Source organism: Enterobacter kobei (assembly GCF_001729765.1).
Lineage (GTDB): Bacteria > Pseudomonadota > Gammaproteobacteria > Enterobacterales > Enterobacteriaceae > Enterobacter > Enterobacter kobei.
Genome location: NZ_CP017181.1, coordinates 3,508,108 through 3,522,508 on the forward strand (window position 1 = coordinate 3,508,108; position 14,401 = coordinate 3,522,508).

General features: G+C 54.4%; 15 protein-coding genes. 4 read left to right on the top strand and 11 right to left on the bottom strand.

What is annotated here, in order from left to right; translation table 11 throughout:
* Positions 1–117 precede the first annotated feature (117 nt).
* Positions 118–1,668: a membrane-bound lytic murein transglycosylase MltF gene (mltF, locus tag BFV64_RS16775; protein WP_014884836.1), complete on the top strand. Its 1,551-nt coding sequence runs from the start codon at positions 118–120 to the stop codon at positions 1,666–1,668.
* Here the strand turns inward: mltF and tadA are convergent.
* The 4 genes from tadA to murQ are packed head-to-tail and all read right to left on the bottom strand — an operon-like array spanning position 1,556 to position 5,025.
* Positions 1,556–2,095, bottom strand: a complete 540-nt coding sequence (tadA, locus tag BFV64_RS16780; RefSeq protein ID WP_014884837.1) for a tRNA adenosine(34) deaminase TadA — start codon at positions 2,093–2,095, stop codon at positions 1,556–1,558. The two genes, mltF and tadA, sit on opposite strands and share 113 nt — an antisense overlap.
* A 24-nt stretch (positions 2,096–2,119) precedes the next feature.
* Positions 2,120–2,755: a phosphatidylglycerophosphatase C gene (gene yfhb, locus BFV64_RS16785; RefSeq protein WP_045135181.1), complete on the bottom strand. Its 636-nt coding sequence runs from the start codon at positions 2,753–2,755 to the stop codon at positions 2,120–2,122.
* A 3-nt stretch (positions 2,756–2,758) separates the two neighbouring features.
* Positions 2,759–4,120, bottom strand: coding sequence for a PTS transporter subunit EIIC (locus BFV64_RS16790; RefSeq protein WP_014884839.1), 1,362 nt, complete (start codon positions 4,118–4,120; stop codon positions 2,759–2,761).
* Positions 4,121–4,131: 11 nt separating this feature from the next.
* The gene (murQ, locus tag BFV64_RS16795) at positions 4,132–5,025 is read right to left on the bottom strand and encodes an N-acetylmuramic acid 6-phosphate etherase (protein ID WP_014884840.1); all 894 of its coding nucleotides are present in this window, start codon (positions 5,023–5,025) and stop codon (positions 4,132–4,134) included.
* A gap of 118 nt (positions 5,026–5,143) precedes the next feature.
* Here murQ and BFV64_RS16800 point away from each other — a divergent pair, with 118 nt between their 5' ends.
* Positions 5,144–5,992, top strand: a complete 849-nt coding sequence (locus tag BFV64_RS16800) for a MurR/RpiR family transcriptional regulator (RefSeq protein ID WP_014884841.1) — start codon at positions 5,144–5,146, stop codon at positions 5,990–5,992.
* Positions 5,993–6,048: 56 nt separating this feature from the next.
* Complete coding sequence (locus tag BFV64_RS16805) at positions 6,049–6,309, top strand: YfhL family 4Fe-4S dicluster ferredoxin (RefSeq protein ID WP_045135183.1); 261 nt, start codon at positions 6,049–6,051, stop codon at positions 6,307–6,309.
* On the opposite strand, the gene acpS is transcribed toward BFV64_RS16805, so the two are convergent.
* The 7 genes from acpS to lepA form a co-directional block, all read right to left on the bottom strand.
* The gene (acpS, locus tag BFV64_RS16810) at positions 6,306–6,686 is read right to left on the bottom strand and encodes a holo-ACP synthase (protein WP_045135184.1); all 381 of its coding nucleotides are present in this window, start codon (positions 6,684–6,686) and stop codon (positions 6,306–6,308) included. The two genes, BFV64_RS16805 and acpS, sit on opposite strands and share 4 nt — an antisense overlap.
* Positions 6,686–7,417 (bottom strand): pyridoxine 5'-phosphate synthase, encoded by a 732-nt coding sequence (pdxJ, locus tag BFV64_RS16815; protein WP_023331095.1) that lies wholly within the window; start codon positions 7,415–7,417, stop codon positions 6,686–6,688. Before pdxJ ends, acpS begins: the two co-directional genes overlap by 1 nt.
* A 54-nt stretch (positions 7,418–7,471) precedes the next feature.
* Positions 7,472–8,179, bottom strand: a complete 708-nt coding sequence (gene recO, locus BFV64_RS16820) for a DNA repair protein RecO (RefSeq protein WP_023331096.1) — start codon at positions 8,177–8,179, stop codon at positions 7,472–7,474.
* An 18-nt stretch (positions 8,180–8,197) separates the two neighbouring features.
* Positions 8,198–9,103 carry a GTPase Era gene (gene era / locus BFV64_RS16825; RefSeq protein WP_006176722.1) on the bottom strand — a complete coding sequence of 302 codons (906 nt, stop codon included), beginning with the start codon at positions 9,101–9,103 and terminating at the stop codon, positions 8,198–8,200.
* A complete protein-coding gene (gene rnc, locus BFV64_RS16830; RefSeq protein ID WP_010434072.1) occupies positions 9,100–9,780 on the bottom strand; it encodes a ribonuclease III in 681 nt (226 codons plus the stop codon). Before rnc ends, era begins: the two co-directional genes overlap by 4 nt.
* Before the next feature lie 222 nt (positions 9,781–10,002).
* A complete protein-coding gene (gene lepB / locus BFV64_RS16835) occupies positions 10,003–10,977 on the bottom strand; it encodes a signal peptidase I (protein ID WP_014884846.1) in 975 nt (324 codons plus the stop codon).
* A gap of 16 nt (positions 10,978–10,993) precedes the next feature.
* Complete coding sequence (gene lepA / locus BFV64_RS16840; protein ID WP_014884847.1) at positions 10,994–12,793, bottom strand: translation elongation factor 4; 1,800 nt, start codon at positions 12,791–12,793, stop codon at positions 10,994–10,996.
* Between the two features lie 598 nt (positions 12,794–13,391).
* On the opposite strand from lepA, the gene BFV64_RS16850 reads away from it, so the two are divergent.
* A protein-coding gene (locus BFV64_RS16850; RefSeq protein ID WP_223216367.1) for an IS1 family transposase occupies positions 13,392–14,089 on the top strand; the annotation gives its coding sequence in 2 pieces (ribosomal slippage) (positions 13,392–13,641 and positions 13,641–14,089; 699 coding nt in all).
* The last annotated feature ends 312 nt before the right edge of the window (positions 14,090–14,401 follow it).

The following is a 14,401-nucleotide window of genomic DNA, read 5'->3' on the forward strand; positions in this document are numbered from 1 at the left end:
TAATTGGTTGCCAAGTGGCGCAAGTTTACGCAAAATGCCGCTCATTCAATGGCAAACCTGATTATCAAACATGGCTACAGCATACTGAGGCAACCGGCGTCGCAGAGAATTAACTAATTGAAAAAATTAAAGATTAATTATCTGCTCATCGGCATTGTTACGTTGCTGCTGGCAGTGGCCCTCTGGCCTTCCATCCCCTGGTTCGGTAAAGCCGAAAACCGTATCGCCGCCATTCAGGAGCGGGGGGAGCTGCGCGTCAGTACGCTCAACTCTCCGCTGATTTACAGCGACATTAACGGCAAAATTATTGGCCTTGATTATGAACTGGCGCAGCAGTTCGCCGATTATCTTGGCGTGAAGCTTAAAATTACCGTTCGCCAGAATATCAACCAGCTGTTCGACGACCTTGATAACAACGATGCCGACATACTGGCAGCCGGTCTGGTCTATAACAGTGAGCGTAGCAAAAACTATCAACCGGGCCCGACCTATTACTCCGTTTCGCAACAGCTGGTCTATCGCGTCGGGAGTCTGCGGCCACGCACGCTGGCCTCCATTAACGATCAACAGCTGACCATTGCGCCCGGCCATGTGGTGATTGAGGATCTGCGTGAGCTGAAAGAGAAGAAATACCCCGACCTGAGCTGGAAGGTTGATCCGAAACTGGGCACAACGGAGCTGCTGGAGCAGGTAAAAGATCAGAAACTGCCCTACACCATTGCCGATTCGGTTGCGATCAGTCTGTTCCAGCGCGTGCATCCTGAAATTGCCGTAGCGCTCGACGTTACCGACGAGCAGCCGGTGACCTGGTTTAGTCAGCTCGATGACGATCAGACTCTTTCTGCGGCCATGCTCGATTTCTATAACACCATCAATGAAGACGGCACGCTGGCGCGGCTGGAGGAAAAATATCTCGGCCACGGTGATGACTTTGACTATGTTGACACCCGCAGCTTCCTGCGCGCGGTAGATAGCGTCCTGCCAGACCTGCAGCCATTATTCGAAAAATACGCCCAGGAGATTGACTGGAAACTGCTGGCGGCTATTTCGTATCAGGAGTCCCACTGGGACACCCAGGCCACCTCCCCGACCGGCGTGCGTGGCTTAATGATGTTAACCAAAAATACCGCGCTGAGCCTGGGCGTGAATGACCGTACCGATGCGGAACAGAGCATCAGCGGCGGGGCTCGCTATCTTCAGGATATGATGGCCAAAGTGCCGGAAACGGTGCCGGAAGAGGAACGGATCTGGTTTGCGCTGGCAGCCTACAATATGGGCTACGCGCATATGCTTGACGCGCGGGCGCTGACCGCGAAAACGAAAGGTAACCCGGACAGCTGGTCAGACGTAAAGCAACGTCTACCGCTGCTAAGCCAGAAGCCGTGGTATAACAAGCTGACTTACGGCTACGCGCGCGGACATGAAGCCTACGCCTACGTGGAAAATATCCGTAAGTATCAGATTAGCCTGGTCGGCTATCTGCTCGAGAAAGAAAAAGAGGCGACAGAGGCAAGACAGCTGGCTGAGAGTTATCCGGTTGTGGCGCCGGACGAGCTTAATCGTCCGACAACTTCAATTCTGCCTTTTGTTGCTTTTTCTGCTGACGGCGCATTCGAAAGAAATCGCTTAATAGCGCCGAACACGCTGGTGCAAGTACCCCACCGATAGTTTTCACCTGGTGATTCATCCCTGGATGACCCAGCACGTCCAGCAGAGAACCGGCCGCACCGGTTTTTTCATCCCGCGCACCAAAGACCAGCGTACCAATCCGGCTGTGCACCATCGCGCCGGAACACATCACGCACGGCTCAAGCGTGACATACAGCGTGGTATCAAGCAGACGATAGTTTTGCAGCACCATTCCGCCCTGACGAAGGGCCATTATTTCAGCGTGCGCAGTCGGATCGTGACGGCCAATCGGGCGGTTCCACCCTTCCCCTATCACCTGGTTATTGTGGACAAGCACGGCACCCACGGGCACTTCTCCCTCGTCCCAGGCGCGCTGGGCAAGCGTAAGCGCATGGCGCATCCAGTATTCATGATCGCGTTCAGGGTTGCACAACGGTTGATACTCCAGTCTAAAAGCGGGCGGCATTATACACACCCGCTATAGATAAGACTATTCGAGTTGCTGAAGTTCGCCTGCGGGCGTGACGCGCCAGCGATGCTGGCAAAAATAGAGCAGCGGGTTGTCCTGTTTGCTGTCGCTGTAGCCGCTGTAGAGACGCAGCGGCGTGCCGATGCGTTTCTCCAGCTGCACCACTTTTTCATGCCCCAGGCAGCGCATACTCAGTACCCAGCCGCCGTAACCACGGGCAATTTGTGTGGCGATAAGATTCACGCGCGGCAGCCAGGGCGTATCAAAATAAACCTGTTCAACCAGCGTCTGCGGGGAGCCCGTGATCAACCAGATGTCGGCATCGTTGGCGTCGAGGTAACTGGTGAGGCGCGCCTGTACAACCGGGAACGCGGCGACATGACCGCGAAACCAGTGCGCAAACTCCTTTTCGAGCTGTTTGAGCCGCGCTTCGCTGTGGCCAAACGTACATCCCCAGAGCAGCAGGCTCATCGGCCAGCGCGCCGCCCGGCCTTTCACCAGCAGCACGATGCCGATCGCCGGTAACAGCGGTAAGACGAGCAGCGCATTCAGAGGCTGGCGCCGCAGCAGGTAGCGCATAAACGAACCAAACATATCCTGCTGATGCAGCGTTCCATCCAGATCGAAAAAGACAACGCGACGCTCGTGATTTGCCAAACCTTACTCCTCTGGGTCGTTGAATCCTAACAGCCAGGTAAACAGGAACCCGGCGATCACCGCTACAGAATAGCCTAACAGATAGAGCATCACTTTTCCGGTCACGATAGTTAACGCCAGCGGCAAACCGGAGAGACCAAACGTAATGACGGTAGCAACTTTCCAGTAGCTAATGAGCGCCCCGCCGACCGCGCCGCCCAGACAGGCAGCCAGGAACGGTTTACCCAGCGGCAACGTGACGCCAAAAATCAGCGGTTCGCCAATGCCGAGCAATCCAACCGGAAGCGCGCCTTTAATCACTTTTTTCAGGCGTGCGTTGCGGGTTTTCAGCAGTACGGCAATTGCCGCACCGACCTGCCCCACCCCCGCCATTGAGAGTATAGGCAGCAGCGCGTTGTAACCGTGCGCCTGCACCAGTTCGACGTGGATCGGCACCAGTCCCTGATGCAGACCGGTCAGCACCAGCGGCAGGAAGGTGCCTGACAGCACCGCCCCCACTAACAAACCGCCGCGGTCAATGGCCAGAGACGCGCCATGAGCGATGGCATCAGAGATCCATCCCCCTAATGGCTGAAGAACCACAATCGCCACACTACCGGTAATTAACGTGGTCAGCAGGGGGTTGAGGATGAGTTCAATCGAGCCGGGCAATACCGCGCGAAGTCTTTTCTCAATCCAGCACATCAGGATGACCACCAGCAGCACGGCAATCACCCCGCCGCGACCAGGCTGGAGCGCCTCGCCAAACAGCGTAATTTGCGCCAGCTGCGGGCTGGAGAGAATGCCCGCCATCACGCCCCCCATCGCCAGCGAACCGCCAAACACTTTGGCGGTATTCACCCCGACCAGAATGTTCATAATGGCAAACACCGCGCTGCCGAAGATCCCCAGAATACCCAACAGGTTCGGATACTGGGTGGCAAAGTCCCCGACGATATCCGGACGCTTGAGAATATTGATAATCCCGGTGATCAAGCCGGAAGCAATAAACGCCGGGATCAGCGGGATAAAGACATTTGCCAGCTGTCGTAGCGCGTCGCTCATGGGGGCTTTGTATTTCGCCTTCGCCTGCGCTTTGGTGCGCGCAGCATCGTCGAGCGTCACACTCGCGCCGCCGCCCATCAGCGCGCGCATGGCATCAACCACCTGCGCCGCTTTCCCCGGCCCGACGATCAGCTGGTGTTGCTGCCCCTGCTTCACGTAACCGCTGACACCGGAAAGCTTCTTCAGGCCCGGCACATCCAGCTGGTCGTCGTTATGTACCTCGACGCGCACGCGCGTCATGCAGTTTTCCAGACGCTGAATATTCTCTTCTCCGCCGATCCCTCGCAGGATATCGCTGGCGAGCGCTGCTGTTTTGTCCATACACGCCTCTGTTAGTTTTCTAATGCCGCCCGTAAGAAGCCATTATGCGCATCGAGTCTGGCTCGCGCGGCCTCCGCATCCAGCCCACTTAAGATCATCAATATGGCGGGTTTAACATCGTGATCGGTCTGTTGGAGTACCGCTTGTGCCTCTTCACGGCTTGCGCCTGTCGCCTCCATCACCATACGGCAGGCTCTGTCCACCAGCTTGACGTTAGTGGCCTGCATATCCACCATCAGGTTCTGATACACCTTGCCGAACTTCACCATCGCACCGGTGGAGATCATATTGAGCACCAGCTTTTGCGCGGTACCGGATTTCAGGCGCGTGGAGCCGGTGAGCGCTTCTGGCCCGACAACCGGGGAGATGGCGATGGCGGCCACCTGAGCGATTGGAGAGCCGGGGTTACAGGAGATGGCGACCGTCGTGCAGCCGGTCTGGTTGGCGTATTCCAGACCGCCAATGACGTACGGCGTGCGCCCGGATGCCGCCAGCCCGACGACCAGATCGTTCGCCGTCAGAGTAAGTGCCTTCAGGTCATCCTCACCCAGCTGTTTGTTATCTTCCGCCCCTTCAACGGCTTTCAGCAGTGCACCAGGCCCCCCCGCAATCAACCCGACCACCAGCCCATGCGGCACGCCAAACGTTGGCGGACATTCGGAGGCGTCCAGCACGCCGAGACGGCCGCTGGTACCGGCGCCCATATAGATAATGCGGCCACCCGCTTTGAGGGCTTCCGCCGCCGCATCGACCGCTTTCGCTACCTCAGGTAATGTCTCTTTCACTGCCTGCGCGACCAGCGTATCCTGTTGATTAAAGCGGTTAACCAGCTCCAGAGTAGAGAGCGCATCCAGATCCATGGTTTGCGGGTTACGCGTTTCAGAAACAAGTGAGCCAAGATTCATTTTTTGTACCTCAAGAATTTTTAATTCATAATAATCACACTATAATGGAATATAAAATTCATTCAGGCGAGCAAAATTCGTATTTGCGTAGACAATCACATTTCCGCCGGGAGTACTTATGAACTGTTTAATTCGCATTCGCCAGCGCTACGCCGGCTTTGCTCAAAGCGACAAAAAACTGGCGGACTTTCTGCTTTCTCAGCCTGACCGCGCCCGTCATCTCAGCTCGCAACAGCTGGCAAGCGAAGCCGGGGTAAGTCAGTCAAGCGTTGTGAAATTTGCCCAGAAGATCGGTTTTAAAGGCTTCCCTGCCCTTAAGCTGGCAATTAGCGAAGCGCTGGTGAGTAATCCCAATCCGCAATCTATGCCGGTGCATAACCAGATCCGCGGGGATGATCCAATGCGTGTGGTCGGGGAAAAGCTGATTAAAGAGAACGTCGCGGCCATGCATGCCACCCTCGACGTGAATACCGAAGAGAAGTTACTGGAAAGCGTGGCGATGCTGCGAGCGGCGCGGCGTATTATTTTAACCGGTATTGGCGCATCCGGCCTGGTGGCGCGTAATTTTGGCTGGAAGCTGACCAAAATCGGTTTTAACGCGATTGTCGAGCAGGATATGCACGCCCTGCTGGCGACCGTGCAGGCGATGGATCCTGAAGATCTGCTGCTGGCCATCTCCTATTCCGGTGAGCGCCGCGAGATTAACATGGCAACGGACGAAGTGCTGCGCGTCGGCGGCAAAATCCTCGCCATCACCGGGTTCACCCCGAATGCCCTGCAACAGCGAGCCACGCGCTGTCTGTATACCATTGCCGAAGAGCAGGCCACGCGCAGCGCGGCGATCTCGTCAACCAGTGCGCAAATGATGCTGACGGACCTGCTGTTTATGGCGCTGGTGCAGCAGGATTTAGAGCGGGCGCCAGAGCGCATTCGCCATAGTGAAGAGCTGGTAAAAAAACTGGTCTGAGTAAGGAATGAGCGTATAATGCCCGCCCTGTTTGTGATGTTTCTGAGAATTTCCTGATGGCGCTGTTAATTACCAAAAAATGCATCAATTGCGATATGTGCGAACCGGAATGCCCGAACCAGGCGATTTCGATGGGCGACAGCATTTATGAGATTAACAGCGACCGCTGCACCGAATGCGTCGGCCACTATGAAACGCCGACCTGTCAGAAAGTGTGCCCGATCCCGAATACCATCCTGAAGGATCCGGCACACGTTGAGAGTGAAGAGCAGCTGTGGGATAGGTTTGTCCTGCTGCACCACGCGGACAAACTCTAGCTTTCAATAATCACCGTTGCGCAGGCGTAGTGACGTTCGTCCGCGAGCGTCACATGCATGTGATTCACGCCCAGTTTCTCCGCAAGCTTTTTCGCCTCGCCCCATAACCGCAGGCGCGGCTTTCCCAGTTCGTCGTTAAATACTTCAAACTGATTAAACGCCAGGCCGTTACGAATGCCCGTACCGAACGCTTTGGCTGCCGCCTCTTTTACCGCAAAACGTTTTGCCAGAAAGCGCACCGGCTGCTGATGCGCTTCCCAGATGGCCCATTCGTTATCGCTGAGCACGCGTCTTGCCAGGCGCTCGCCGCTACGGGCGATCACCGCTTCTATGCGGGCTATCTCAACGATATCAGTGCCTAAGCCCAGAATGGCCATTACTGACGCGCTTCCAGCATCAGGCGTTTCATTTCTGAGACCGCCTCTTTCAGGCCGCTCATCACCGCACGACCAATAATCGCATGACCGATATTCAGCTCATGCATCTCCGGCAGGGCAGCGATAGCCTTAACGTTATGGTAGGTCAGGCCGTGTCCAGCGTTAACCTTCAGCCCCAGGCTCGCCGCGTAGGTGGCCGCTTTGGCAATACGCTCCAGCTCTTTGGCTTGCTCAGCATCGTTTTTGGCATCGGCATAGCAGCCAGTGTGAATTTCGATATACGGCGCGCCAACGTCCGCTGCGGCTTTGATCTGCGCGAAGTCGGCATCGATAAACAGGGAAACCAGGATACCGGCATCCGCCAGACGTTTGCAGGCATCGCGCATTTTATCGATCTGCCCAGCCACATCCAGACCGCCTTCGGTGGTCACTTCCTGACGCTTTTCCGGCACCAGGCAGCAGAAATGGGGTTGAGTCTCGCAGGCAATGGCCAGCATCTCTTCCGTGACCGCCATCTCCAGATTCATGCGCGTATCCAGCGTCTGACGCAGAATACGCACGTCGCGGTCGGTGATGTGGCGGCGGTCTTCACGCAGGTGAACGGTAATGCCGTCGGCGCCAGCCTGTTCGGCGATAAATGCCGCCTGAACCGGATCGGGATAAGCCGTGCCGCGTGCGTTACGCAGCGTGGCAATGTGATCAATATTGACGCCTAACAGTAATTCAGCCATGACAATCCTCGGTATTTTGGTTCATTTCCCTTCCTTCTCCGGGAGAGGGCAACGTTAACGTTTCGGCATAAACTGCCTGAATAATTCGCGGCTCTTTAAGGGCTTGCCGCCAAGATACGGCTTGAGGGCGATCCGGGTAAAGCGTTTTGCTGCGCGCAGGGTGTCCTGATCGGGAAACTCGCGCGCATAAAGCGCCCGAAGCTGTCGCCCGGTAAAGGTACTGTTATCAATCACGATACTGGCGATAAACCCTTTTTCTTCCCGATAGCGGTAGGTCATCGCGTCTTCGACCTCGTCTCCGCTTCCCGCACAATGCAGAAAATCGACGCCGTATCCCAGATGCCCCAGCAGCGCCAGTTCAAAACGTCGCAAGGCAGGTTCAGGCGTGCCGGTTGCCCCAGCGAGGGCCTGGATACAGTGCAGATAATCAAAGAAAAGTTCAGAGAAGCGAGTCTCATGTTCAAGAACCCGCGAGATGAGTTCATTGACATACAGACCGCTGTACAGGGTGATACCAGAAAGAGGAAGCGCCAGGGAGACGGCTTCAGCGCTGCGCAGGGTTTTCACTTCCCCTCGCCCACCAAAGCGGACCAGCAGCGGCGTGAAAGGCTGTAGGGCACCTTTCAGATTAGAACGTTTGGAACGTGCGCCTTTCGCTACAAGGCGCACGCGACCGGACTCTTCCGTGAAGACGTCCAGCATCAGGCTGGTTTCGCTCCAGGGACGACTATGCAGGACGAAGGCGCGCTGCCATCCTTCCATCATACTCGTCGTCTTAGGTTACTGGTCTTCGCCGTAACCGAGGCTGCGCAGAGCACGCTCATCATCGGCCCAGCCAGATTTCACTTTCACCCACAGCTCCAGGTGAACCGGCGCTTCAAACATCTCCATCATGTCTTTACGGGCTTCAATACCGATGGTTTTGATCTTGGCACCTTTGTTGCCGATCACCATCTTCTTCTGCCCCTCACGCTCAACGAGGATCAGGCCGTTAATGTCGTAGCCGCCGCGCTCGTTGGTCTGGAAACGCTCGATCTCCACCGTCACAGAGTACGGCAGTTCCGCGCCCAGGAAACGCATCAGCTTTTCACGGATGATTTCAGACGCCATAAAGCGCTGAGAACGATCGGTGATGTAGTCTTCCGGGAAGTGATGAATCGCTTCCGGAAGATGCTTACGCACGATGCCCGCGATGGTATCGACGTTCAGGCCAGTCTCTGCAGACAGCGGAACGATATCGAGGAAGTTCATCTGGCTGCCCAGCCACTGAAGATGCGGCAGCAGGTCAGCCTTTTCCTGCACGTTGTCAACTTTATTGACCGCGAGGATGACCGGCGTTTTGCCGTCACGTAGCTTGTTCAGCACCATTTCGTCGTCCGGTGTCCAGCGGGTGCCTTCCACAACGAAAATGACCAGTTCTACATCACCAATCGAGCTGCTCGCCGCTTTGTTCATCAGACGGTTAATGGCACGCTTCTCTTCCATGTGCAGGCCCGGAGTATCGACGTAGATCGCCTGATACGCGCCTTCAGTATGGATGCCGACAATGCGGTGACGCGTGGTCTGCGCCTTACGCGAGGTAATAGAAATCTTCTGCCCAAGCAGATTATTCAGCAGGGTGGATTTGCCGACGTTCGGACGTCCGACGATGGCAATAAATCCGCAATACGTTTTTTCTTCGCTCATTCCAGCTCCAGCATTTTTAACGCCTGTTCGGCGGCAGCCTGTTCAGCCTTACGACGGCTTGAACCTGTGCCCACCACCGGTTCACTCAGGCCACTGACCTGGCAATGGATGGTAAATTCCTGATCGTGCGCTTCACCACGTACCTGCACCACCAGATAAGATGGCAGCGGCAGATGACGGCCCTGCAAATATTCCTGCAGACGCGTTTTCGGATCTTTTTGTTTATCGCCCGGGCTGATTTCGTCCAGACGGCTCTGATACCAGTTGAGGATCAGCTTTTCTACGGTCTGGATATCGCTGTCCAGGAACACACCACCAATTAATGCTTCGACCGTATCGGCAAGAATAGATTCACGACGGAAGCCGCCGCTTTTCAGTTCACCCGGCCCAAGACGCAGACATTCGCCCAGTTCAAATTCGCGCGCGATTTCCGCAAGGGTATTCCCCCGAACCAGCGTGGCACGCATGCGGCTCATATCCCCCTCGTCAACACGCGGGAAACGATGATAAAGCGCATTCGCAATCACGAAACTTAAAATTGAGTCGCCTAAAAACTCAAGACGCTCATTATGCTTGCTGCTGGCACTGCGGTGGGTTAATGCCTGTTGCAACAACTCCTGATGATGAAAAGTGTAGCCCAGCTTCCGTTGAAGCCGATTAATTACGATGGGGTTCATGCGATACCAATAAATGAATGCGTCAAAAATGCAGCACACGAAACCGACCTGAGAAAACCAACGCGGTTTCGTGTGCCGTGGCACCCTTGCAGGGCCAACCTTAAACTTCGGGGGAATATTCTATACACAACGACAGGGGATGTCGTTAGTTCAAAGAGATTTATCGAGGAAATAATTCACGTAGCCGCTAATTAAAGCGGCTACGCGTTCATTTATTGAGAATTAATGGATTCCGCCAATGCGATTCAGGCGTACACCGGTAGGCCATTCGCCTTCCTGTTTCTCAAAACTCATCCAGATTGCGGTGGCTTTACCGACCAAATTCGCCTCAGGCACAAATCCCCAGTAACGGCTGTCCGCAGAATTATCGCGGTTATCCCCCATCATGAAGTAATGTCCCGGCGGTACAATCCAGCTCGCCAGCTGCTGACCCGGCTGCTGATAATACATACCCACCTGATCCTGCGCGATTGGCACCGTGAGGATACGGTGAGTCACATCACCCAGCGTCTCTTTGCGCTCGACCAGACGAATACCGTTCTCTTTGGTTTCGCCTTTTGGCACCTGGAAGAACCCGCTGGTCGCTTCACCGCCGTTACGACGGGCAAAGGTCTGCACAAAATCACTCGGCTCAACGTTTGAGTAGGTGATGGGCAGTGCGTTTTCACACGCGGTGCCAGAACTGCAGCCGGGCTGAACGGTAACTTCCTTGGCGACCGGATCGTAGGTCACTTTATCACCCGGCAGGCCAACCGCACGCTTGATGTAGTCCAGACGCGGATCTTCCGGGTATTTGAACACCACGATGTCGCCACGCTTCGGATGACCGGTTTCGATCAGCGTTTTCTGGTAGATAGGATCTTTAATGCCGTAGGCAAACTTCTCTACCAGAATAAAATCACCAATCAGCAGCGTTGGCATCATTGAACCGGATGGGATCTGGAACGGCTCGTAAATAAACGATCGCACCACCAGCACAATGGCCAGCACCGGGAATACCGAGGCGCCCGTTTCCAGCCAGCCCGGTTTCGGGCCGACTTTTTTCAGGGTTTTCGCATCCAGCTGATCGCCAGTGGCTGCCTGTGCGGCAGCCTGACGCTCACGGCGTTTTGGGGCGAAGATAAACTTATCCAGACACCACAGCAGACCTGTCACCAGGGTAGCAATGACCAGGATCAGGGCAAACATGTTCGCCATGCCAACTCCTTAAAGGTTATTTGCCGTCTTTACCAACATGAAGAATGGCAAGGAATGCTTCCTGTGGCAGCTCAACGTTACCGACCTGCTTCATACGCTTCTTACCTTCTTTCTGCTTCTGCAGCAGCTTTTTCTTACGACTGACGTCACCGCCGTAGCACTTCGCCAGAACGTTTTTACGCAGCTGTTTCACCGTAGAACGCGCGATAATATGGTTACCAATGGCCGCCTGAATCGCGATGTCGAACTGCTGACGCGGGATCAGATCTTTCATTTTCTCAACCAGCTCGCGACCACGGTACGGCGCATTGTCGTTGTGGGTGATCAGGGCCAACGCATCCACACGCTCACCGTTGATTAGCACGTCCACACGCACCATGTTGGAGGCCTGGAAACGCTTGAAGTTGTAATCCAGGGACGCATAGCCACGGGAGGTAGACTTCAGGCGATCGAAGAAGTCGAGTACCACTTCCGCCATCGGGATTTCATAGGTCAGCGCCACCTGGTTACCGTGGTAGACCATGTTGGTCTGCACGCCACGCTTCTCAATACACAGTGTAATGACGTTGCCCAGGAACTCCTGTGGCAGCAGCATGTGACACTCTGCAATCGGCTCACGCAGTTCGTGGATATTGTTCAGCGGCGGCAGCTTGGACGGGCTATCGACGTAGATCACTTCTTTCGAGGTGGTTTCTACCTCATACACAACGGTCGGTGCGGTGGTGATCAGATCCAGATCGTATTCACGTTCCAGACGCTCCTGAATGATCTCCATGTGCAGCAGGCCGAGGAAGCCACAGCGGAAACCGAAGCCCAGCGCCGTTGAGCTTTCTGGCTCGTAGAACAGGGAAGCATCGTTCAGGCTCAATTTACCGAGCGCATCACGGAAGTTTTCATAGTCATCTGAGCTGACCGGGAACAGACCCGCGTAAACCTGCGGTTTCACCTTTTTAAAGCCTGGCAGCGCTTTATCTGCCGGGTTACGTGCTCCGGTCAGAGTATCGCCCACTGGCGCGCCGAGGATGTCTTTAATGGCGCAGACAAGCCAGCCTACTTCGCCACATTTCAGCTCGGTACGGTCAACCTGTTTTGGCGTGAAGATACCCAGACGGTCAGCGTTGTAAACCTGACCAGTACTCATTACCTTGATTTTGTCGCCTTTACGCATGGTGCCGTTTTTAATACGCACCAGAGAGACAACACCAAGGTAGTTATCGAACCAGGAGTCGATGATCAGCGCCTGCAGTGGGCCATCCGGGTCACCTTCCGGGGCCGGGATGTCACGCACCAGGCGTTCCAGCACATCGGTCACGCCCACACCGGTTTTCGCGGAGCAGCGCACGGCATCCGTCGCGTCAATGCCGACAATATCTTCAATCTCTTCCGCGACGCGTTCAGGATCGGCAGCTGGCAGGTCGATTTTATTCAGAACCGGCACAACCTCGAGATCCATTTCCATCGCGGTATAGCAGTTTGCCAGGGTCTGGGCTTCAACACCCTGCCCGGCATCGACGACCAGCAGCGCACCTTCACAGGCCGCCAGCGAGCGTGATACTTCATAGGAGAAGTCAACGTGGCCTGGGGTGTCGATAAAGTTCAGTTGATAGGTTTCACCATCAGCCGCTTTGTAATCCAGCGTAACGCTTTGCGCCTTAATGGTGATACCGCGTTCGCGTTCCAGGTCCATGGAGTCCAGAACCTGGGCTTCCATTTCACGATCAGACAGGCCACCGCAAATCTGGATAATACGGTCAGACAGCGTCGACTTACCGTGGTCAATGTGAGCAATGATGGAGAAATTTCTTATGTTCTTCATATGTATGGATTTATTAACTCGCTATGCGGATTAAATCTTCTTGATGGACACAGCGGTGGACACTCCACAGTAACTACCCCATCAACGACTGGCATGCATATTACACTGTAGCGCCCAAATCGTCAGCATACGATCTCCTGTTCATTGAGTGAAAACGAGTGCCTACAGTTAAGCAATGTAAATTAAATTGTTGGGCAGTCATCATCACCCAGCGCGCGGTTGATGAAGAACGTCACTCTACCAAGCACCTCCCCCCTTCCAGAGCAGCACCTTCGATCGCTTCGCCATCATCTGTCATGAGTGACAGCCCCATCAGATTGGCAAACTGTGTGTGGCAGTCGCACAGAATCAACAACACATCGCCTGGCGTCTTCTTCATTACAGGTTCGATTACCGCAAAGCCTTTATCAGTTTCGAAGCTCGCTCTGCAACTCTTACATCGCCCCATCACCGGCCATTCGCCGCCCGTTTTGCATAAGACGGGCGGCAGTTTACTTTACTCGTTCTATTAAGGATATTGCGTGTTTTACTCAGCTTTTTTTAGGTAATGGTGCCAACTTACTGATTTAGTGTACGATGGTGTTTTTGAGGTGCTCCCGTGGCTTCCATCTCCATCAGTTGTCCCTCCTGCTCAGCTACTGAAGGCGTGGTGCGTAACGGTAAAAGTACTGCCGGACATCAGCGCTATCTCTGCTCTCACTGCCGTAAAACATGGCAGCTACAGTTCACTTACACCGCCTCTCAGCCCGGTACACACCAGAAAATCATTGATATGGCCATGAATGGTGTTGGATGCCGGGCAACCGCCCGCATTATGGGCGTTGGCCTCAACACGATTTTACGTCACTTAAAAAACTCAGGCCGCAGTCGGTAACCTCGCGCATACAGCCGGGCAGTGATGTGATTGTCTGCGCTGAAATGGACGAACAGTGGGGCTACGTCGGTGCTAAATCACGTCAGCGCTGGCTGTTTTACGCGTATGACAGGATACGGAGGACGGTTGTGGCGCACGTCTTCGGTGAACGCACTCTGGCCACACTGGAGCGTCTTCTGAGCCTGCTGTCGGCCTTTGAGGTCGTGGTATGGATGACGGATGGCTGGCCGCTGTATGAATCCCGCCTGAAGGGAAAGCTGCACGTAATCAGCAAGCGTTACACTCAGCGAATTGAGCGGCATAACCTGAATCTGAGACAACATCTGGCAAGGCTGGGACGGAAGTCACTGTCGTTCTCAAAATCGGTGGAGCTGCATGACAAGGTCATCGGGCATTATCTGAACATAAAACACTATCAGTAAGTTGGAGTCATTACCGATGGTTTTACATTACAGTCATTCTCTGTCTAATACATGATCAGGAGATTTGTTCAGTGAATGTTTCTGCCCGTTTTGTTATACTATTAAATCTTGCATGCGCTGCTTTATTATTTACTCTACTCAATGCTAGGTTTGATTTATTCTGATCAGGATCTCATTTTACTTACTCGAAATCCCTCCTAAGATTCATGCATGTACATATCTTACATCCAATCGAGTAGTAAATCGAAAATCATCAGGGAGAATAATGACTTGATAAAGGACGTGATCATTGACCATCGTCCTAACTTTCCA